Origin of the sequence: Halogranum amylolyticum (genome assembly GCF_900110465.1) — an archaeon.
Classification (GTDB): Archaea; Halobacteriota; Halobacteria; order Halobacteriales; family Haloferacaceae; genus Halogranum; species Halogranum amylolyticum.
Map to the genome: position 1 here is coordinate 20653 of NZ_FODV01000009.1, position 19867 is coordinate 40519.

Sequence of the window (19867 nt, forward strand, 5' to 3'; positions counted from 1 at the left end):
TAGGACAACACGCGTAAATAGCTACTGACTCAGGGTTGTGCACGCGGGGGAGCGCCCACGTTCACGCGAGAAGCGCGTCGACTAAGTACCGCGATTCCTAACCATCGTGTAAGTGACTTAGCCGTGTCAGACACAGAGACACCCGACCGGTTCACCGGCCTGCTCGCTGCCACGGCGATGGGCGTCTATCTCCTCCTCGCCGTCGGCGCGACGACGGCCATCACCGACGCCACCGCCGCCTGTACCGCCTGGCCCGTCTGCGGCGACGGCTGGACCCTCCCCACAACCACCGACGGCTACGTTGCCGTCGGTCACCGCCTCGTCGCCTTCGTCGTCGGCGTGCTCGTCGTCGCCACCGCCGTCGTCGGCTGGCGACGCGGCGAGTCGCGACGCGTCCGCGCCGCCCTCGGCGTCTCGGTGCTGCTCTATCCCGTCCAGTCCGCACTCGGTGCCGTCGTCGCCACGACGGGCGGGACGATCGCGCTCTCGGCGCTCCACCTCGTCGTCGCGATGGTCATCTTCGCCGGCCTCGTCGCGGCGCTCGCGTGGACGCTCGAAGCACGGACCGGCGACCCGGACGACGTCCCCGACTCGACCGCGACGCTCGAACCCGACCTGCCGCCCGCAGACGACCGCCAGCCGAACGTCCCCACCGACCCCGTCGCTCGGGCGAAGGCGACCGCAGCCGCCTACTTCCGACTGACGAAGCCGCGACTGATGTGGCTGCTCTGTCTCGTCGCCTCCGCGGCGATGGCGCTCGCGGGCGGCCCCGGTCTCGACCCGCAGACCGTCCTCGCGACGCTCGGCGGCGGAGCGCTCTCTATCGGTGCCTCCGGTACGTTCAACCACGTCCTCGAACGGGACATCGACCGTCGGATGAACCGGACGAGCGACCGTCCGCTGGCGACCGACCTCGTCCCCGTCCGCAACGCAATCGCCTTCGGCGTCCTGTTGGCAGCCGTCTCGCTGGCGCTGTTCGCGACGGTCAACCTGCTGGCGGCGGCGCTCGGCCTCGCGGCCATCCTCTTCTACAGCGTCGTCTACACGCTCATCCTGAAGCCGAACACGGTCCAGAACACGGTTATCGGCGGCGCCGCGGGGGCGCTCCCGGCGCTCATCGGCTGGGCGGCCGTCACCGGCGAGATCGGCCTCGGCGGACTGGCACTCGCGACGCTCATCTTCCTGTGGACGCCCGCGCACTTCTACAACCTCGCGCTGGCGTACAAAGACGACTACGAGCGCGGCGGCTTCCCGATGATGCCCGTCGTCCGCGGCGAGACGACGACCCGGCGACACATCCTCTGGTATCTCGGTGCGACGTTCGTCGCCGCCGGCGCGCTGGCCGCCTCCGAGGCGCTCGGCTGGGTGTACGTCCTCTCGGGCGTCGCCGTCAGCGCGGTGTTCCTCTGGGCGGTCGTCCGCCTCCACTACGAACAGACCGAGTCCGCTGCGTTCCGTGCGTTCCACGCCTCGAACGCCTACCTCGGCGTCACCTTGCTTGCCATCGTCGTCGACACGCTTGCGATCTGACTCCACCCATGTCCTTCGGAACCCCCTCGACACCCAACTGGCGCCCCACGCGACAGGAACTGCTCGTCGGTGCGGCGGTGGTGAACGCGGAACTGCTCGTCGTCCTGCTTTATCTCGCGTTCATCCCCGTCCGCATCCAGTCGTGGCGGTTCATCGCCTACGGCTTCCTCTGGATCAACGTCGGCCTCTACGCCGTCGCGAAGACCGACCCCGCACCGACCGACCCGCGGACGCGGCGTATCGCACTGCTCGTCGCCGGCGGCTACTTCCTGCTTCTCGCCGTCGCCGGCGGCATCCTCGGACCGAGTCACTCGAGCCCGCTCGCCGCGCTCATCACCGACGGTCACACGCACAGTCACACCGCGAACGCGGCCGGCGCGAGCTTCGACGTCCGACTGCTGGTGCCGGGGTGGGGGCCGTCGTTCGTCTATCAGGGTGGCTGGTTCTTGGTCATCCTGATGCCGTACAAGGTGGTCGGCTACGTCGCGCTGGCGTATCTGATCTACGCGACGGTCATCGACGCCGTCACCGCCAGCCTCTCGGGGGCGCTCGGCCTGCTCTCCTGTATCAGCTGTGCGTGGCCCGTCCTCGGGTCACTCGTGACGAGCGTCTTCGGCAGCGGGTCGGCGGTCGCCGTCGCCGCGACGACGTGGCCCTACGACATCTCGACCGTCGCCTTCCTCGGGGCGGTCGGGCTGTTGATGTGGCGACCGGTCGTCGGCGACGACTGAGTCGGGACCCGGGGCCCGGACTTTTGCTCCGCCGGCACCAACGCCCACACATGACTACCGTCGACATCGAGTACTGCGTCCCCTGTGGCTTCCTGAACCGCGCCGAAGACATCCAGCACGCGCTGTTGAGCCAGTTCGGCGACGAACTCGACGCGGTCGCGCTCGTGACCGGCGACCACGGCGTCCTCCGAGTCGACGTCGACGGCGAACCCGTCTGGGACAAAAGCGAGGACGACTACGACGTCGACGAGATCACGCGGCGAGTGCGCGCCGAACTCTAGGCGACCTGTGCCAGCACGAGCGGGAACTTCGCGTCGTCGTTGCCGTCGTCGAGGTCGTCGTCGACGATCCACGCATCTTCGACGCTGAATCCGACTGCTCCGAGCAGTTCCTGCGTCTCGTCTAACCCGCGGATATCCCACTCCATGGCGACGCCGCTCTCCAACCAGTCCGGATTCTGTCCCTCCCAAGTACTGCATCCTGTGGTGAACAGGAGCCAGCCGTCCGACCGGAGCACTCGTCTGAACTCCTTCAGGACGGTCTCGTGCTCCTCGTCCGGAACGTGGATGAATGAGTTGAACGCACAGACCGCGTCGAAGCTGTCGACCTCGAAGGGAAGCGCGGTCATATCGCCCTGCGTGAGCCACCCTGTGGAGAGTCGCTCGCGCGCCAACTCCAACTGCGCCCGCGAGAAGTCGAGGCTCGCGACGTCGTCGTCGCCGAACCAGGTGGACGCCGGTCGACCGTCGCCACAACCGGCGTCGAGGACGCGAGGGTTCGCCGGCAGTCGCTCGGCGAGGTCGGCGAGCAGTTCCTCGTCGTGGGTGTCGTCACCTCGCGCTCGTTGATAGTCCTCGGCGAGCGCGTCGTAACCGCGGCGGACGGCGTTGCGGTCGGTCATCGGTTGTTTCTCCGACAGCTGACACAAATGTTTTCGGGTGGTGTGTGAACCGGTCGCTAGTCGCGGTGACCCCACCGTTTCCCATCTTCGGCGTAGCGGGCCTCCGAGATGCGCTCGAACTGGTCGGTGCTGAGGTCGATGTCGGCCGCGCCGACGTTCTCGTCCAACTGCTCTGTCGTCCGCGCGCCGACGATGGGGATGCAGGTGAACGCCTCCTGGTCCATCAGCCAGCGGAGGGCGACCTGTGCGGGCGTCGCATCGTTCTCGTCGGCGACTGCGCGGATCGCGTCGAGCACCTCCCAGCCGCGGGCCGAGAGGTAGAAGTTCGAGAACCGCTCGTCGAAGCTCCCCCGCGACCCGTCGGGGGCCTTCACCTGCTTCGGGTCGTCGGGGTCGGCACGTTCGTACTTGCCGGTGAGGAACCCGCCGGCCAGCGGCGAGTAGGGACAGACCGCGAGGTCCTGGTCGGCACACACGTCGAGGTAGTCGGCGACGTCGTCACGGTAGGCCGCGTGAAACAGCGGTTGTGTCACCTCGAACCGTTCGAGTCCCTCGACGTCGGACGTCCAGAGTGCCTTCGTCAACTGCCAGGCGGCCATCGTCGACGCGCCGAGATAGTTCACCTTCCCCTCCTCGACGAGACCGGTCAGCGTCGACAGCGTCTCCTCGATGGGCGTCTCCTCGTCCCAACGATGGATGTAGTAGACGTCGAGGTAGTCCGTCCCGAGGCGGTCTAGTGTGCCCTCTATCTGTGCGCGGATGTGTTTCCGGCCGAGCCCCGAGTCGTTGGGTCCGGGCTCACCCCAGCCGTCGAACGGGAAGTAGACCTTCGAGGCGAGCACGAACTCCTCGCGGTCACGCTGGGCCAACCAGTCGCCGACGTACTCCTCGCTCGTCCCGTTGGGGTTGCCGTAGACGTTGGCCGTATCGATGAAGTTCCCGCCGCGTTCCTCGAACGTGTCCAGGAGGTCGTGCGCCTGCTCGCGGTCGGTCTCGAGCACGCCGCCCGTCTCCCGCCCGAAGCGCCACGTGCCGAAGCAGAGTTCCGAGACCGTCGTCCCCGTCGAACCGAGTCGTCGATAGTCCATACTCGGACGTCGTCGGCAGGTCCAAAAAAACTGTGAGTCGCGGAACTCGGTGTTACGCGTCGGCCTCGGCGTCGTTGCGCGCCGCCGCGATGCGCTCGAACTGATCGACGGAGAGCGAGAGCTCCGTCGCGCCGAGGTTGTCCTCGAGTTGGTCGGTCGTCCGCGCGCCGACGATAGGAATACAGGCGAACTCGGCCTGGTCCATCAGCCAGCGGAGCGCGACCTGCGCGGGCGTCGCGTCGAGTTCGTCGGCGACGGTCTCGATGGCGTCGAGCACGCGCCAACTCGTCTCCGAGACGTAGGCGTCCTGGAAGTAGTCGACGAGGTCCGCACGCGACCCGTCGGGGCCGACCGCGCTCCCGTCGTCCGCGCGCTCGTACTTGCCGGTGAGGAAGCCACCCGCCAGCGGCGAGTACGGACAGACCGCGAGGTCCTGGTCGGCACACACGTCGAGGTAGTCGTCGACCTCCTCGTAGGCGGCGTGGTACATCGGCTGGGTCACCTCGAACCGCTCGAGTCCCTCGACGTCGGACGTCCAGAGTGCCTTCGTCAACTGCCAGGCGGCCATCGTCGACGCGCCGAGATAGTTCACTTTCCCCTCCTCGACGAGGCCGGTGAGGGTGGAGAGCGTCTCCTCGATGGGCGTCTCCTCGTCCCAACGATGGATGTAGTAGACGTCGAGGTAGTCCGTCCCGAGACGGTCAAGTGTGCCCTCTATCTGCGCACGGATGTGTTTCCGGCCGAGTCCCGAGTCGTTCGGACCGGGCTCACCCCAGCCGTCGAACGGGAAGTAGACTTTCGAGGCGAGCACGAAGTCCTCGCGGTCACGCTCTGCCAGCCAGTCACCGATGTACTCCTCGCTCGTCCCGTTGGGGTTGCCGTAGACGTTGGCCGTATCGATGAAGTTCCCACCACCGGCCTCGAACGTGTCCAGCAGGTCGTGTGCTTCGCTCCGTCCCGTCTCGACGACGTCGCCGGACTCCATCCCGAAGCGCCACGTGCCGAAACAGAGTTCCGAGACTGTCGTCCCCGTCGATCCGAGTCGTCTGTAGTTCATGCTTCCACTCTCTGCGGGCGAACACAAAAGTGCTCGCGCCGTTTGCGTTCGTCGTCGGACTCGCAGTAGGCCGTCTCCGGACCTCCAGCAGACTTTTGTCCGCACCCGACACGGATTCGACATGCTCAGAGTCGCAGGAATCGGTGTCGGTGACCTCGGTCGGCTGGAGCTCCGTCTGCTCGCGAACCTCGAGGACGTCGAACTCGTCGCCGGTGCGGACCCCTCACACGACGCCCGCGCGGCGTTCGCCCACGAACTCAGCGTCCCGACGTACGAGGACTACGAGGAGCTGCTCGACGAGGAAGACGTCGACGCCGCCTGTATCGTCACCCCGCACACGCTGCACTACGAGCAGGCGAAGGCCTGTCTCGAACGCGACGTCCACGTCCACTTGGAGAAGCCGATGGTGACGGACGTCGACCACGCCCACGAGCTAATCGATCTCGCCGACGAGCGCGGCCTCGTGCTCGCGGTCGGCTACCAACGCCACTTCGACCCGCGGTTCTCGGAGATCCGACGCCTCGTCGACTCGGGCCGCATCGGCGAGGTCCACATGGCGACCTGCCATCTCGAACAGGTGTGGATCCGCTGGACGAAAGACCAGTGGCGCGGGAATCCCGACCTCTCCGGCGGCGGCCAACTGTACGACTCCGGGTCGCATCTGCTCGACGCGCTCCTCTGGTCGACGCGGAGCACGCCCGTCTCCGTCGCCGCGACAGTGGACGACCGCGGTCACGACGTCGACGTCAACAGCGCGCTCGCGGCGACGCTCGAACGCGACGACGGCGAGGGCCAGATCACCGCGAGCATCGGCATCTCCGGCGAGGGTCAGAGCACACCATCACCCGGCGAGATGCTCACGCTCCTCGGAACCGAAGGCACCATCAGTTTCGACGGCGAGACCGTCACCGTCATCGAGGGGGGCGTGACGTACACTGCGACACCCGAAGACCCAGGATTCGACGCCGTCACGCGCCGCAAACTGGAGAACTTCGTCGACGCTATCCGCGGCGACGTCGAGTTGGAGATTCCGGCCGAGGACGCGCTGAAGGTGACCGCGCTGACCGAAGGTGCCTACGAGGCGTCGGCGACGGGTCGGACCGTCGACGTCGGCGACCGACTCGACCGACCGTAGCCGTCGGCGAATCGAGAACTCGTCTCCCGTTCTACGCTAGTCGTTAACTCGTCTCAGACCAACTAGTAGACGCCATGCAGGCAGCCACCTATCACGGCCAGCGAGACATCCGTATCGAAGACGTCGACGAGAGAGACGTCGGCCCGGAAGACGTTCGGGTCGAAGTCGACTCCTGTGGTATCTGCGGGTCGGATCTCCACGAGTACGCCGCCGGACCGATCTTCATCCCCGAGGGCGAACCGCACCCGGTCTCTGGCGAGGTCGCACCCGTCACGATGGGCCACGAGTTCAGCGGCACGGTGACCGAACTCGGGGCCGACGTGACGGCGCTCGAGGTCGGCGACCCCGTCGCCATCAACCCCATCCTCTACTGTGGCGAGTGTCGACAGTGCAGGGAGGGCAACTACCACATCTGCGACTCCATCGGCTTCACCGGCCTCTCCGGCGGCGGCGGCGGGTTCGCCGAGAACATCGTCGTGAAGGCCGAACAGGCCGTTCCGCTCGTCGAGGGAGTGCCGCTGGAGTACGGCGCGCTGGTCGAACCGCTGGCCGTCGGCCTCCACGCAGTCCGGCGGTCGGGAGTACAGGCGGGCGACAGCGTCGCCGTCTTCGGCAGCGGCCCCATCGGCCTCTCGGTCATCCAGTGTCTCCGCGCGGCGGGCGCGGGCCACATCTACGTCTCCGAGCCCCGTGCGGCGCGGAGAGACCGTGCGCTCGACTGCGGTGCGGACGAGACTATCGACCCGACGGAGACCGACGCCGTCGAGTTCGTCACCGGCGAGACGGACGGCGGCGTCGACGTCGCCTTCGAGGTCGCGGGTATCGAGGCGACCTACAACGCGGCGCTCCAGAGTACACGCCCGAGTGGGACGATGACCGTCGTGAGCATCTGGGAGGAGGAGGTCAGTTCACACCCGAACAGTATCGTGCTCGGCGAGCGGACGGTGACGGGGACGCTCGCGTACCTCGGCGGGCCGCGTTCCGGCGAGGAGTACGGGATGGTCATCGACATGCTCGCGGACGGGACGCTCGACCCGGAGCCACTCGTCACGGACCGTATCGGCCTCGACCACATCGTCGACGACGGGTTCGAGTCACTCCTCGACCCCGACAGCGACCAGGTGAAGATTCTGGTGAAGCCCTGAGGGAGGAGCCGGATCGAACTCTCCCCGACGAAAGGGAAGCCTTACCTCCGAAACGCCGTCAGCATGAGATATGGATGCGGCACTCGTCGCCGACGACGTCCGCCGGACGTACGGCGACACGGTTGCGCTCGACGGCGTCTCGCTCTCCGTCGACGAAGGCGAGGTGTTCGGACTCATCGGTCCGAACGGCGCGGGCAAGACCACGCTGGTTCGCGCACTGACGGGAACGACCGACGCCGAGGGGACGGTCCGCGTACTCGGCGAGGAGCCGACGAAAGTGGACACCCAGCGCGTCGGACTGCTCCCGCAGTCGTTCACGCCGCCCGAGCGGCTGACGGCCCGTGAACTCGTCGACTACTACGCCGGGCTCTACGAGGAGGCACGTGACTCCGACGGCGTCCTCGCCGACGTCGGTCTCGGCGACGCGGGCGACACATGGTACGAGAACCTCTCCGGCGGCCAGCAACGGCGGGTCTGCGTCGCCACGGCACTCGTCAACGACCCCGACGTGCTCTTCCTCGACGAACCGACCACCGGCATCGACCCGGCCGGTCGGCGGGCGCTGTGGGCGCTCCTCGAGGACCTCGCCGACACCGGGACCACCGTCTTCCTCACCAGCCACTCGATGGACGAGGTCGAACGGCTCGCAGACCGCGTCGGACTGCTGAACGACGGGCGACTCGTCGCCGTCGGTTCGCCGGGCGACCTGGTGGCCGAACACGGCGGCGAGACGCGACTCGTCGTCCGCACCGACGCCGGGACCGACGCCCTCGTCGACGCGGGGTTCGTCGTCGAAGCCGACGCGGAGACGCTCACCTTCCACGACGTCGACCCGAGAGACATCGGCCGCGCGGTCGAGGCGCTGGAACGGGCCGGCGTCGACTACGACTCGCTCACGTGGAAACAGCCCGGACTCGAGGAGGTATATCTCCGACTGACGGGCGAGACGTTCGAGGGGATGCGACCGGCTGAGACGCCTGCCGCGACGCCGGAGGCGAGCAGATGAGTCGGCTGAAGCGGGTCACGGCCGCCACCCGCGCGGGCTGGCACTCCTTCCTCCGCCGCCGGACGGCGGTCTTCTTCACGTTCTTCTTCCCCGTCATCATCGTCGCCATCTTCGCGGGTCTCGTCCAGACTCAACCCACCGGCGGCGGCATCTTTGCCGAACCGCCGGCGTACTACATTCCGGGCTATCTCGCCGTCGTCGTCCTCTTCACGCCGCTCTCGCGGGTCGGCAGCGAGATCGCCCGCCACCGCGACGGCAACCAGTTCGAGAAACTGGCGACCACGCCTCTCGAACGCTGGGAGTGGCTGCTCGCGCAGACGCTCGTCAACGTCGTCGTCATCGGTCTGGCGGGGCTACTGCTACTGGGGCTGACCGTCCTCGTCACCGGCGTGTCGATTCCGGTCACGCCCGCGACGCTCCTCTTGATCCCGTTCGTCGCCGTCGGCGTCGCGCTCTTCTGCGGTATCGGCGCGCTGCTCGGCAACTTCTCGGACTCACAGGACGGCGTCGTCGCCGCCAGCAACGCCATCGCGCTGCCGCTACTCTTCCTCTCGGAGACGTTCGTCACGCCGGATCTCCTCCCCGCGTGGTTCCGACCGGCGGTGGGGCTGTCGCCGTTGACGTACTTCTCGCGGGGCGTGCGCGCGCTGACGTACAGCGGCGAGACGCTGTCGGCCGTGACGACGAACCTCGCCGTCCTCTGCGTGCTCGCGCTTTTCTTCTTCGCGGCGGGGGCGGTGACGATCCCGCGGACGGACTAACCGTCGAGACCCAGCGTCTTCTTCCCGACGCCGACGACGAGCAACAGCCCGAACAGAACGAACGCAGGCGCGCCGAAGCGCAAGAGGTCGACGTACTGCGGCGACGTCAGGAATCGAAGCACCCCGACCACCGTGAACTCGGGCGCGAGGAGTAACGCACCGACGAGCGGGAGGAGTACGAGTGCCAGCAGTCCGCCGGCGACGTGTCTTCCGAAGCGAACGACGAACACCGTCAGGACAGAATCGGGGAGGTGGGTTCGAGCGAACAACGCCGTCGCTTCGATTCCAGCGACGACGACCAGTGAGACGACGGCGACGACGACAGCCGTGGCGACTGCTCTGAGCTGAATGCCGGTGAGCATAGCTCGGGGTGGTCGCGTTCTCCGCGAAAAACGTTCGGCCGTCGTTCGCTCAGTTGATGGGGATGCGTCCACCACCGTCGTCTCGGTCGCGTCGTCCGCGTCGGCCACGACGACCCCGTCGGGGACCGTCGCGTCGCGTCGGCTGCGGACGCTCTCCGAGGACCAGCCGCAGCGTCGTCGGGTCACCGTCCCGGAGTACGTCGATGTCGACCGGTTCGCCGGGACTCGTCTCAGTGATGAGGATACGCATCAGCTCCTCGTGGGTGTGGACCTCGTTGCCGTCGATACCAACGATGATATCACCACCGACGGGGATCTCTCTGCCCCGAACCGTCCGTGTGTAGCGCGATCCACGCAGATCGTCGCCCTCGATACCGTCGCCGACGTCGACGACGAGCACCCCACGCGGCCGGTCGAGTTCGTTCGCCTCGGCGACAGTGGGAGTCACGTCGAGCGTCCGCGTCCGGAGGTAGGAGTGGCGGTACTCGCCGTCTTCGACGAGCGCCGGAACGACCCGATTGACGATCGCGGGCGAGACGGCGAAGCCGATACCGTCGCCCTGCCGGGCACGGTTGACGCCGACGACTTCGTACCTCGTCTCGCCGCTCTCGTTTTCGCCCCCAGTTCCGGTCACGACGCCCACCAACGGCCCCCCACTGTTGCCGGGGTTGATGGCGGCGTCGGTCTGAACCACGTCGGGGATCGCAAAGCCGTTGGAGGTCGCCATCGAGCGACTCGCACCCGAGACGATACCCGTAGTGATAGAGCCGTCGAGGCCGAGTGGGTTGCCGAGGGCCGCGACCGGCCGACCCGGTTGGGGGTTCTCTGTGGCGATGGTGAGTGCTGCCGCGGACTCCGGGAGGTTCGAGACGTGAATCACCGCGAGGTCGGTGTAGACGTCGGTGCCGACGACGCGGCCGGTTCGCCAACTGCCGTCACTGAAGCGAAGCTCCACGTCGTCGATAGCGCCGACGACGTGCTGGTTCGTGACGACGTAGCTTCCCTCGGTGACGAAGCCCGAACCGGCACCCATCCCGGGGCCGTTGCGACTCACGTAGATGGAGACGACGGAGGGGATCACGTCGCGATACAGTCGTTCGAGATCGATGTGTGCTGTCATAGCGTCGGTGGCACGGAGGACACTGCTCCGGCCACGCTCACCCGAGGTAAGCGCCGTGCAGTATATTACCCTGTCGAGTGCTGTCACGGGAGCGAATCGCACGGGAGTCGAGGGAATCCACAGCGAACGCTGGTGACGTCGCCGGTGTTTATGTGCGTCCACCGACGACGCTCACCCGAATGACGACACTCGACAAACACACGGACATGCAGCGACTCGTAGACAGCGGCGTCGTCGCCGTCATGCGCGGCGCGGACGCGGACACCGTCATCGAAGTCGCCGACGCGCTCTACGAGGGCGGCGTCACGGCCATCGAACTGACTGCCGACACGCCCGGCGTGATGGAGATGATCTCGGAGGTCTCGGCCTCCTTCGACGACTCCGAGACGATCATCGGCGCGGGGACCGTCCTCGACGCCGAGACGGCCCGCTCGGCGCTTCTGGCGGGTGCGGAGTTCGTCGTCTCCCCGACGCTGGAGGAGGACGTCATCGACGTCGCCAACCGCTACGGCAAACTCGTCGCTCCCGGCGTCATGACGCCGACCGAGGCGCTCCGCGGCTACGAGCGCGGCGCGGACTTCGTGAAGGTGTTCCCGGCCTCCTCGCTCGGTCCCGGTCACGTCAGCAGCATCAAGGGACCGCTCGGGCAGATCCCCATCATGCCGACCGGCGGCGTCGACGTCGACAACGCCACCGACTTCATCGAGGCGGGCGCAGTCGTCGTCGGTGCGGGGAGTGCCCTCGTCGACGATGAGGCCGTCGAGGCCGGCGACTTCGAGGCCATCACCGAGCAGGCCCGGAAATTCTCCGAGGTCATCGACGACGCCCGCGACGAGTAACGGTCGTCGGTCGCCGCAGTTCTTCTTCGGTCTTTTCGTACCCACTGCACCCTCTCCACGTCGGAAGCCAGAGCGAGACGGTGCTCCAGTGCGGTGTCCCGTCCCCACGAAACGGTCGACTCGTCCGGCGACGGCTCCTATCGGATGACGAACCGGATGCTCTCTCGGACGCCGTTTCTGACCGTCTTCGTCGGCGAGCATCTCGTGCGGTGATGTCACAACACCTATATATCGAAGGAGTGCCGGTCCTCCTCGGAACCGGTCTCTTCGCCGTAGTCGTCTCGTCTCTCCTCGTGGGCGTCACGCACCGACGTCTCCGCCGCGCATTCGCCGAACCGATTAACTGGCCGGCGTGCGACCGTCGGTTCGTGTCCGGTATCGTCTTCTTCGCGACGGAGCGCCACGATGCGGTCGTCGACTTCTACACGTCGATCGTCGACGCCGAGATCTGGCTGGAACAACCCGACTGTACGATCCTCCAGTACGACGACTTCCGGTTCGGGTTCTGCGCCCGCGACCGAACCGACAACTGCGGGACGCTGACGTTCGTCTACGACTCGCGGGAGGCGGTCGACGCGATGCACGACCGCGTCGGCGACGCGGCCCGCGAAGAGCCACACGCCAACCCGACGTACGATATCTACCAGTTCTTCGCCGACGACCCCGACAGTCGGAACGTCGAGTTCCAGACGTTCGAACACGAATAGTCGTCTAGAGGCGTCGCCGTCCGGCGTTCACGCACCGCTCGGGTTCGAGTCCTCGCGCGCGTCGCTCCGTTCGTCGGGCGTGGTGTCGTCGGTCGGGTCCGACCCCTCGTTCGGGGGCGAGTCGTCGCCACCCGGTTCGACCGGACCGACGAGCGGTCGTCGGGAGCGTCGTCGCCGCGACCGTCGGTCGGCGACCGCGGAGACGAGTCGGTCCTCCAACTCCGCGCGGACACGTTCGGCGTCGGCGGCTTCGATGTCGACGGCGGCGGCGTCCTGTGCGGCCAAGGAAAGCGAGCCGGCGGTGTCGACGGTGACCGTGGCGACGCGCCAGCGACGCTGGAAGATCGTCCGCGAGTCGATGACCGTCTGGATGCGGTAGTAGGGGACGACCTTCGTCTGGCGCTTCCAGAAGCCGTTTCGGGTGACGACGTGGTTCTCCCCGAGCCAGTAGCCGCGGTGTTTCCACTTGTAGTGAGCGGCGACCGGGATGACGGGGAGGACTGCGAGCGTCCCGTACCAGGGGACGGTGGCGTCGAGCGCCGTCACGACGGCGAACAGCGCGCCCGTGACGACGCCGAGGATGATGAGGTAACGCGCGGTGTATCGGCGGCGGATGCGCTTCGGTGGCCGAGTGAACGTTGGCGTCCCGAACGCCTCGATGTCGTTGGCGAGCGAGACGACGCGCTGTCGGGTGGCGAGCGGGACCGCCGCTTCCGACCCGCGTTCGCTGCCCTGTCCCGGCGCGTAGCCGGCCGTCTCGATCGCCAGCGTCGCGTAACCGAACCGTCGTTTCAAGGGGTTGTCCTCGATGGTGAGCGTCTGGATCTTGTCGAAGGGGATCGACCCGTCGTACCGCTGGAGCAGCCCGCGCTCGTACAGCAGTTCGTCGTCGGTCCGCGAGAGCCGAAAGCCGTAGTAGTTGACGACGGCGATGACGAACCCGGCGAGCCACGAGACGAAGAGGATGGCGACGAGGACGACGAGGCCGCCGAGCGCCAACACGAGCGTCTCGCCCCCGAACGAGAAGAACGACGAGACGACCGGGATCGACCCCGAGAGGAGGAAAAACAGGATGCCCAGGCCGCGCGGGTCGAACGAGAGCGCGCCGACGATGGCGAGTTCGCGGTCCGAGAGCGCGAACAGTTCGTCGGACTCGACTTCGGGTGCGTCCGCGGCGTCGCCGCGCTTCAGCCGCGCGATCTCGTTCTGCAGGCGCTTGGCCTCCTCGAAGGTGACGTAGCGGATGGCCGCTTCGGTCCCGCTGCCGCCGGCCGTCTCGAAGTTGAGCGCCGCGATGCCGAGCACCCGCTGGACGACGTTGCGGCTGATGTCGACGTTCTGGATGCGACGGAGCGGAATCTCGCGGTTGCGTCGGGAGACGACGCCCGACCGGATGTCGAACGTGTCGGCGGTCAGTTCGTACTCGTAGCGCCGGTAGTAGAGCACCTCGTAGGCGACGAGCAGGACGACGATCCCGCCGAGGAGGCCGACGGTGACGAGCGGTCCGCCGAGACCGCCGAGCACGGCCGAGGCCCCCGAGAAGAGGACGAACGCGAGCGTGAAGACGATGCTCGCGCCCTTCTGGACCGCCTTGTACGGCACCGAGAGCGGCGAGAGCTTCATACCGCGTCGTCACCCTCGGCCCGGATGGCCAGTCCCTTCAGACGGTCCTGTAGCTCGTCGGACCCCTCGGGCGTGAGCCCCGGAATCTGTACGTCGGCCCCGCGCGACCCGGCGGTGTAGACCACCGTACTCGCGAGTCCGAGCAGTCGCTCGACCGGGCCGCGGGCGGAGTCGACGTGTTGGATGCGGACGAACGGGACGACCGTCCGGACGCGCGTGAGGACGCCGCGTTCGAGGTACAGCGAGTCCTCGCGGACCTCGTACCCCCATAGCCGATAGCGGAGTATCGCGAAGCCGACGCCGACGACGAGAAAGACCACGAAGACCCCGACGGGGACGTACACGGGGAGTTCGAGCGTCACTCGGTTGAGAACGTAGGCGACGGCGCCGACGACGCCCGCGACGACAACGGCACGGAGCATCCACACCAACCGGACACGGGGATGCAGTCGGTTCATGCCCGGTCGTTCTGTCGGCGGCGGTATAAGTACCCCGTACGTCGGTCCGTGGTCCGGGTCGGTCCGCGGTCTCCGGTCACGGCCGCGGCCGACGCGTCGGTGCCGACCGAGAGTCGATCCGGATCGCCGTCGACGCCGTCACTGGTCGACGCCGCTGCCGTCATTGGTCGCCGCCGCCGTCACCGGTCGACGTGTTCCGTGACGGAGCCCAGCGCAGTCTCTCGGTGGATGCGGATCTCTCCGGTCTCCGAGTCGAGCTCGATCCGTATCGGGGCGGTCGGTTCCCGCAGGCTCTCGAAGTGAGTGGTCTCGTCCATCAGTGGGACGAACGGGCGGCGACGGGATAATAATGATGGAAATATTATATATCCTGTTCCGGAGCGATCTGTCGTCTCCTGTGAGTGACGGACACACGGACGCGACCGACGGCGCTCTCAGCGCACTCGCCGAATCCGGTCGGCAGTCACGTGCAGTTCGTCGGCGTAGTGGACGAGCGGTTCGCCGTCCGGACGGTCGAACCCGTTCGCCTCGAACAACGTGTTCGCGCGGACGTCGACGGTCGCCTCCTGCAGGGGCCACGGGTCGTGGCGGATGTCGCCGTGGTAGAGTCGTCGCCCCCGCGTGTAGAAGCGGTAGTTCTCGACGAGGAACTCCTCCAGCGACCCGGTCTCGGCCCGGAAGACGTCGCCCGCCGGTCGGTAGACGGCGTCGAAGTGGGCGGGCGTCGCTCCGGGGTGTCGTCGCTGGTGGGTGAACTGTACCTCCTCGCCGTGTCGTGAGACGTGCATCTCGGCGCGGTAGTAGGGGAGTGCGAAGAACAGGCGGGCGATAGAGACCCCGATCGGGTCGCGTGCGTCGAGGTTGAAGAAGTAGACGCCGCGCCGACCGCCGCCTTCGGGTTCGACGTAGGTGCGGAGGTTGAGCTCCGGGAAGCCGAGACCGACGGGGAACCCGCGGGGACGGATGTCGGTCATCTCGAAGGCGACGATGCCCAGCCACGCCTCGCCGTCGTACGTCGCCACCTCGAGTCCGGCGGGCAGTCGCTCGTCGACGACAGCGGGGTCGACCGGCCAGTGGACGAACAGGCCGTCGACCCACGTCATCGCCACCAGATCTCGCTTCATACGTCCAGTTGGCAGGGAGGACACTTGCGCTTGACGGGCCGACCGGCCGACTGGGTGGCGGTCTTCGGTGAACACGACGGGCCGCCGGGCCACCGCCTCGTCGAACGCCGCTGCCGGCACACACGGTTGGTGAAACGGCTCTTTGACTCTTGGCAACGATTAACGACCGACGTCTCGTCTCTCTGACCATGCGACGACGACCACGACTCTTCGTGACCGTGCTTCTGGCCCTCCTCGTCGTCTTGGCGGGGTGTTCGGGTGCCGGAGACAGCGCGGCGGGCGGGAACGACGCCGGCGGCGAGGCGACGAACCTCGACCAGTCGACCCCTGCCGCGTCGAGCGGTGGCGACGGCGGGAGCGCCGACGAAGCGGCACAGTCCGGCGACGCCGAGAGCGCCAGTTCCACGCAGTTCGCCGCCCGACGGGAACTGATCAGGACGGGTGAGGTCCGACTGCTGGTCGACGACTTCGCGTCCGCCGAGCGGAACCTGACGGCGGCCGTCGAGGCGCGCGGCGGCTACGTCAGCGACACGTCACAGCAGGTCCGCGGTCGGGAGAACGAGACGTGGACGACCGGGACGGTCGTCCTCCGCGTGCCGAAGGAGAACTTCAGCGCCCTCCTCGACGACGTGAGAGCCGAGGGCGAGGTCCAGCAGTCGAAGACGGCGACCGAGGACGTGACCGAACAGGTGGTCGACCTCGAGGCGCGCCTGGAGAACCTGAGAGCCGAACGCGACCGCCTCCGGACGCTCTACGAGAGCGCCAACGAGACCGAGGACGTGCTCCGGGTCGGCCAGGAACTCTCGGAAACCCAAGAGGAGATCGAACGGACCGAGGCGCGACTGCGTGCGCTCGAAGGCCGCATCGCCTACTCGACGCTCACGGTCGAACTCTCGGAGCCGCGACCCGAGTACGAGCAGATCCGTCGCGCGGCGTGGTACGACACGAGCGCCGTCACGGCCTTCCTCGACTCCGTCGACGGCGTGATCGTCGTCCTCCGAGCGGCGTTCGTCGGGGCCGCCTACGCCGCGCCCTACGTCCTCGTCTTCGGGCTACCGCTCGTGGGAGCGGCGCTGTTCGTCCGTCGCCGGCGGTGGCTCCGACGGCTGCGCTAGCTCAGACGCCGTCGACGACGGCGAGCAGTTCGTCGCGGGTCTCGGCGTCGCCGGCGCCGACGTACAGTCCCTCGCGGGAGGCCGAGACGACGCCCGCCTCCCGTGCGAGCAGTTCGCCGGCGTGCTGTTCGTACACGTCGGGGTGGAAACAGACGATACCCTCCAGCGAGCCGCGGGCGACGAGTCCCCAGTCGACACACGGCGACCACGTGTTCAGCACGCGCTTGCACCGTCCGTCGAGGGCGGTCTCGATGGTGTCCGCTCGTGCGGCCAGCGCCTCGTCGCGGACGGCGGGGAGGCCGACGACGAACGAGACGGTGCCGTTGCCGAGAGCGACGTCGCTTCCGGTCGCCAACGGTCGGCCGTCGACCGTCGCGCCCGCCCCGTCGCGGGCGACGTAGAGCGTGTCCGGGAGCGGTTCGTAGATGGCCGAGACGACGGGGTCGCCGTCGCGGAGGACGGCGACGGCGGTGGCGAAGGAGGGGAGACCGCTGGCGAAGTTGTTGGTACCGTCGAGTGGGTCGACAACCCACTCGTAGCGACTCTCTCCCACTCGTCCCGACTCCTCGCCGTGGAGGGCGTGCTCGGGATACGCCTCGCGGATCACGGCCAGCACCCGCGACTCGGCTTCGTGGTCGGCGACCGCCTTCACGTCGTCGCTGCCGTACTCGCCGTCGACGCGGCCGTTCCGGAACTCGCCGGCGAGATAGTCGCCGCCGGCCCGCACCGCTCGCGTCGCGACGTCCGCGAGCGCGTCCCGACTCGCGCGCTCGTGGGGTTCGTTCATACGACTTGCAGTCGGTCGTCCGGCAAGAGACGTTCGGTCGCCCAGTGTCGTGTGAGGACGAGACACACGCCTCCCGCAACCTTTTGTATCCCCCCTCGCTCCGAGAAGTCATGTCGTCTGACTCACCGGAACTGCCGCTCGACGCCCTCTACGATCTGACGCGGCCGACGTCGATCGCGCTCTCGCCCGACGGCGACCGCGTCGCGTTCACCACGACCGAGTACGCACCCGACGAGGACGAACAGGTCGCCGCGCTGTTCGTCGCGCCGACGGACGGCAGTCGCGACCCGCACCGACTGACCCGAACTGCTGGCGCGTCGGCGCCGGCGTGGAGTCCCGACGGGGAGCGACTCGCCTTCCTCGCCGCCCGCGAGGAGGACCCGGAACGGCGGGTGGGGCGGCAAGAATCGGACGAGGACGACGAGGAGACGTCGTCCGACGAGGGTGACGAGGACGACGGCGACGACGCGGAGAGTCCCGACGGGGGGAACGGCGCGAACGGCGACGAACCGAAGTCGCAGGTGTGGCTGTTCAATCTCGCACTCGGCGGCGACGCCCGGCAGGTGACGGACCGCGAGCAGGGCGTCTCGGAGTTCGACTGGGCACCCGACGGCGAGCGGTTGGTCGTCGCCGCCCGCGATCCGACCGAGGAGGAGCAAGAGTATCTCGACGAACGCGAGGACGGCGGCCCCATCGTCACCGAGCGCCTCCAGCACAAGGTGAACGGGAAGGGCTGGCTCGACAGCGTGACGACCTACCTGTTCGTCGTCGACGCCGAGACCGGCGAGGAGACGCGACTGGACGACGCACACAGTAGTGGTACTTCGAACGCCTTCTCGGGGCTCCAGCCACGCTGGGGACCCGACGACCGCATCGCGTTCGTGTCGACACGGACCGAGAATCCCGACGACACCTTCGTCGCGGACCTCTACACGATCAGACCCGACGGCGACGACCTGCGGAAACTCACGGACTCGGACCTGATGCTCTACACGCCGCGATGGAGTCCGAAGGGAGACCGACTCGCGTTCGTCGGACAGGACCCCGAGAACTGGTATCTCCCGTCACAGGTGTTCGTCTACGAGGACGGCGAGTACGAGTCGTTGACGGCCGACGTCGACCGGACGCTCGCCTGGGGTGGAACGCCGCAGTGGGTTGACGACGAGACGCTCTGTACTGTCGTTGCCGACGAGGCCCGCTCGCGACTCCTGCGTATCCCGCTCGACGGCGAGACGGAGCGCACGTTCGAGGCACAGGGGACCGACCGGGCGATTCAGGCGTTCGAGGTCGCCGGCGACACGGCCGCGTTCGTCTTCTCGCACCCCGAGGAGGGCGTCGATCTGTTCGCCGTCGACGTGGCGGACCTCGACGCCGGCGCGGACGACGACCCCGAGTCGCTCCGCCGACTCTCGACGCTGAACGCCGACCTCCTCGACGAGTACGAGTTCCCGGCGTGCAGGCGGTTCAGCTACGAGAGTGACGACTGGGAGATCGACGGACTGCTCTATCACCCCGCAGACTTCGACCCGGACGACCCGGACGAACAGCGGCCGCTCGTCGTGGCCATCCACGGCGGCCCCATCTCCTACGACGAACCGGAGTTCTACTTCGCTCACGCTGCACTCGCCTCGCGCGGCTATCTCGTCTTCCGGCCGAACTACCGCGGCGGTTCTTCGTATGGCCGAGCGTTCACCGAGGAACTCTACGGTCAGTGGGGAACCGTCGAAGTCGACGATATCGTGGCCGGCGTCGAGAACGTCGTCGACCGCGGGTGGGCCGACCCCGAGCGCGTCTTCGGCTACGGCTTCTCTTACGGTGGTATCGCGCAGGGCTACCTCGTCACACAGACAGACGTCCTGACGGCTGCGGTGCCCGAACACGGCCTCTACGACATCCGGTCGGCGTTCGGGACGGACGACACGCACGTCGGGATGGAACACGAGTTCGGTCTCCCGTGGGAAGACGGCGAGACGTTCGAGGCGGCGTCGAGCATCACTGACGTCGGCAACCTCGACACGCCACTGTTGGTCATGGCGGGTGGTCAGGACTGGCGCTGTCCGTCCAGCCAGTCCGAGCAGCTCTACGTGAGCGCGAAGAAGCAAGGCGTGGACGCCAAGTTGGTGGTGTATCCCGACGAGCACCACAACATCGGCGACCCGGACCGAGCGATTCACCGCTTGGAGGAGATATTAGGGTGGTACGAGAGGTACGACCCTACCGTAGAGTCCGACGACTGAGGCGTGCGAACTACTGGTGAACTCGCTTTCCGAGGGGTGGTTCGGGTTTCCTGACAAAGCCCTCGTACTCTCGGAGTTCCGGGAGTCGCTGTGCTCCTCGGTCACTTCGATCGCTGTCTCGAAAATCGGAGATTTTCGGCA

General features: G+C 67.5%; 22 protein-coding genes. 11 read left to right on the plus strand and 11 right to left on the minus strand.

Annotated elements, in window-relative coordinates:
* Positions 1-177: 177 nt before the first annotated feature.
* From BSG17_RS15400 to BSG17_RS15410, 3 genes are read left to right on the plus strand one after another with little or no spacing between them, the layout of a single operon-like run.
* Complete coding sequence (locus tag BSG17_RS15400) at positions 178-1530, plus strand: heme o synthase (RefSeq protein WP_244531557.1); 1353 nt, start codon at positions 178-180, stop codon at positions 1528-1530.
* Positions 1531-1538: 8 nt separating this feature from the next.
* Entirely contained in the window at positions 1539-2261 is a 723-nt protein-coding gene (locus BSG17_RS15405; protein WP_089825674.1) for a DUF7546 family protein, read from the plus strand.
* 50 nt (positions 2262-2311) lie between these two features.
* Positions 2312-2542 carry an Rdx family protein gene (locus BSG17_RS15410; RefSeq protein ID WP_089825676.1) on the plus strand — a complete coding sequence of 77 codons (231 nt, stop codon included), beginning with the start codon at positions 2312-2314 and terminating at the stop codon, positions 2540-2542.
* Here the strand turns inward: BSG17_RS15410 and BSG17_RS15415 are convergent.
* The 3 genes from BSG17_RS15415 to BSG17_RS15425 are packed head-to-tail and all read right to left on the minus strand — an operon-like array spanning position 2539 to position 5307.
* Entirely contained in the window at positions 2539-3162 is a 624-nt protein-coding gene (locus BSG17_RS15415; RefSeq protein ID WP_089825678.1) for a class I SAM-dependent methyltransferase, read from the minus strand. The two genes, BSG17_RS15410 and BSG17_RS15415, sit on opposite strands and share 4 nt — an antisense overlap.
* A 56-nt stretch (positions 3163-3218) precedes the next feature.
* A complete protein-coding gene (locus BSG17_RS15420; RefSeq protein WP_089825679.1) occupies positions 3219-4250 on the minus strand; it encodes an aldo/keto reductase in 1032 nt (343 codons plus the stop codon).
* A gap of 52 nt (positions 4251-4302) precedes the next feature.
* Positions 4303-5307: an aldo/keto reductase gene (locus BSG17_RS15425; RefSeq protein WP_089825681.1), complete on the minus strand. Its 1005-nt coding sequence runs from the start codon at positions 5305-5307 to the stop codon at positions 4303-4305.
* Positions 5308-5428: 121 nt separating this feature from the next.
* On the opposite strand from BSG17_RS15425, the gene BSG17_RS15430 reads away from it, so the two are divergent.
* The 4 genes from BSG17_RS15430 to BSG17_RS15445 all read left to right on the plus strand — a co-directional run bounded on the left by BSG17_RS15430 (position 5429) and on the right by BSG17_RS15445 (position 9354).
* Positions 5429-6442, plus strand: a complete 1014-nt coding sequence (locus BSG17_RS15430) for a Gfo/Idh/MocA family protein (protein ID WP_089825683.1) — start codon at positions 5429-5431, stop codon at positions 6440-6442.
* A 74-nt stretch (positions 6443-6516) separates the two neighbouring features.
* Positions 6517-7587, plus strand: coding sequence for a 2,3-butanediol dehydrogenase (locus tag BSG17_RS15435; protein ID WP_089825685.1), 1071 nt, complete (start codon positions 6517-6519; stop codon positions 7585-7587).
* Positions 7588-7657: 70 nt separating this feature from the next.
* Positions 7658-8593: an ABC transporter ATP-binding protein gene (locus tag BSG17_RS15440; RefSeq protein WP_089825686.1), complete on the plus strand. Its 936-nt coding sequence runs from the start codon at positions 7658-7660 to the stop codon at positions 8591-8593.
* The gene (locus tag BSG17_RS15445) at positions 8590-9354 is read left to right on the plus strand and encodes an ABC transporter permease (RefSeq protein WP_089825688.1); all 765 of its coding nucleotides are present in this window, start codon (positions 8590-8592) and stop codon (positions 9352-9354) included. The genes BSG17_RS15440 and BSG17_RS15445 overlap by 4 nt, the downstream gene beginning before the upstream one ends.
* On the opposite strand, the gene BSG17_RS15450 is transcribed toward BSG17_RS15445, so the two are convergent.
* Both BSG17_RS15450 and BSG17_RS15455 read right to left on the minus strand, forming a co-directional pair.
* Positions 9351-9716, minus strand: coding sequence for a hypothetical protein (locus BSG17_RS15450; RefSeq protein WP_089825690.1), 366 nt, complete (start codon positions 9714-9716; stop codon positions 9351-9353). The genes BSG17_RS15445 and BSG17_RS15450 overlap by 4 nt on opposite strands.
* A 49-nt stretch (positions 9717-9765) precedes the next feature.
* Positions 9766-10836 (minus strand): S1C family serine protease, encoded by a 1071-nt coding sequence (locus BSG17_RS15455; protein ID WP_089825692.1) that lies wholly within the window; start codon positions 10834-10836, stop codon positions 9766-9768.
* Positions 10837-11015: 179 nt separating this feature from the next.
* Between BSG17_RS15455 and BSG17_RS15460 the strand changes: the two genes are divergently transcribed.
* The gene (locus BSG17_RS15460; protein ID WP_089825694.1) at positions 11016-11675 is read left to right on the plus strand and encodes a bifunctional 4-hydroxy-2-oxoglutarate aldolase/2-dehydro-3-deoxy-phosphogluconate aldolase; all 660 of its coding nucleotides are present in this window, start codon (positions 11016-11018) and stop codon (positions 11673-11675) included.
* 368 nt (positions 11676-12043) lie between these two features.
* Positions 12044-12382 (plus strand): glyoxalase, encoded by a 339-nt coding sequence (locus BSG17_RS15465; protein ID WP_089825906.1) that lies wholly within the window; start codon positions 12044-12046, stop codon positions 12380-12382.
* A gap of 27 nt (positions 12383-12409) precedes the next feature.
* On the opposite strand, the gene BSG17_RS15470 is transcribed toward BSG17_RS15465, so the two are convergent.
* The 5 genes from BSG17_RS15470 to BSG17_RS15480 form a co-directional block, all read right to left on the minus strand.
* On the minus strand, positions 12410-14005 hold the full coding sequence (locus BSG17_RS15470) for a PH domain-containing protein (RefSeq protein ID WP_089825696.1): 1596 nt from the start codon (positions 14003-14005) through the stop codon (positions 12410-12412).
* Complete coding sequence (locus tag BSG17_RS15475) at positions 14002-14463, minus strand: PH domain-containing protein (protein WP_089825698.1); 462 nt, start codon at positions 14461-14463, stop codon at positions 14002-14004. The genes BSG17_RS15470 and BSG17_RS15475 overlap by 4 nt, the downstream gene beginning before the upstream one ends.
* A complete protein-coding gene (locus BSG17_RS27090) occupies positions 14460-14627 on the minus strand; it encodes a hypothetical protein (RefSeq protein ID WP_170864823.1) in 168 nt (55 codons plus the stop codon). The genes BSG17_RS15475 and BSG17_RS27090 overlap by 4 nt, the downstream gene beginning before the upstream one ends.
* Positions 14628-14642: 15 nt before the next feature.
* Complete coding sequence (locus BSG17_RS27095) at positions 14643-14780, minus strand: hypothetical protein (RefSeq protein WP_170864824.1); 138 nt, start codon at positions 14778-14780, stop codon at positions 14643-14645.
* 117 nt (positions 14781-14897) lie between these two features.
* A complete protein-coding gene (locus BSG17_RS15480) occupies positions 14898-15587 on the minus strand; it encodes a YqjF family protein (protein WP_089825700.1) in 690 nt (229 codons plus the stop codon).
* A gap of 188 nt (positions 15588-15775) precedes the next feature.
* Here BSG17_RS15480 and BSG17_RS15485 point away from each other — a divergent pair, with 188 nt between their 5' ends.
* The gene (locus tag BSG17_RS15485) at positions 15776-16702 is read left to right on the plus strand and encodes a DUF4349 domain-containing protein (RefSeq protein WP_089825702.1); all 927 of its coding nucleotides are present in this window, start codon (positions 15776-15778) and stop codon (positions 16700-16702) included.
* Position 16703: 1 nt separating this feature from the next.
* On the opposite strand, the gene BSG17_RS15490 is transcribed toward BSG17_RS15485, so the two are convergent.
* Positions 16704-17489, minus strand: a complete 786-nt coding sequence (locus tag BSG17_RS15490; protein WP_089825704.1) for an inositol monophosphatase family protein — start codon at positions 17487-17489, stop codon at positions 16704-16706.
* 110 nt (positions 17490-17599) lie between these two features.
* Here BSG17_RS15490 and BSG17_RS15495 point away from each other — a divergent pair, with 110 nt between their 5' ends.
* Positions 17600-19726 (plus strand): S9 family peptidase, encoded by a 2127-nt coding sequence (locus tag BSG17_RS15495; protein WP_089825908.1) that lies wholly within the window; start codon positions 17600-17602, stop codon positions 19724-19726.
* Positions 19727-19867 lie beyond the last annotated feature (141 nt).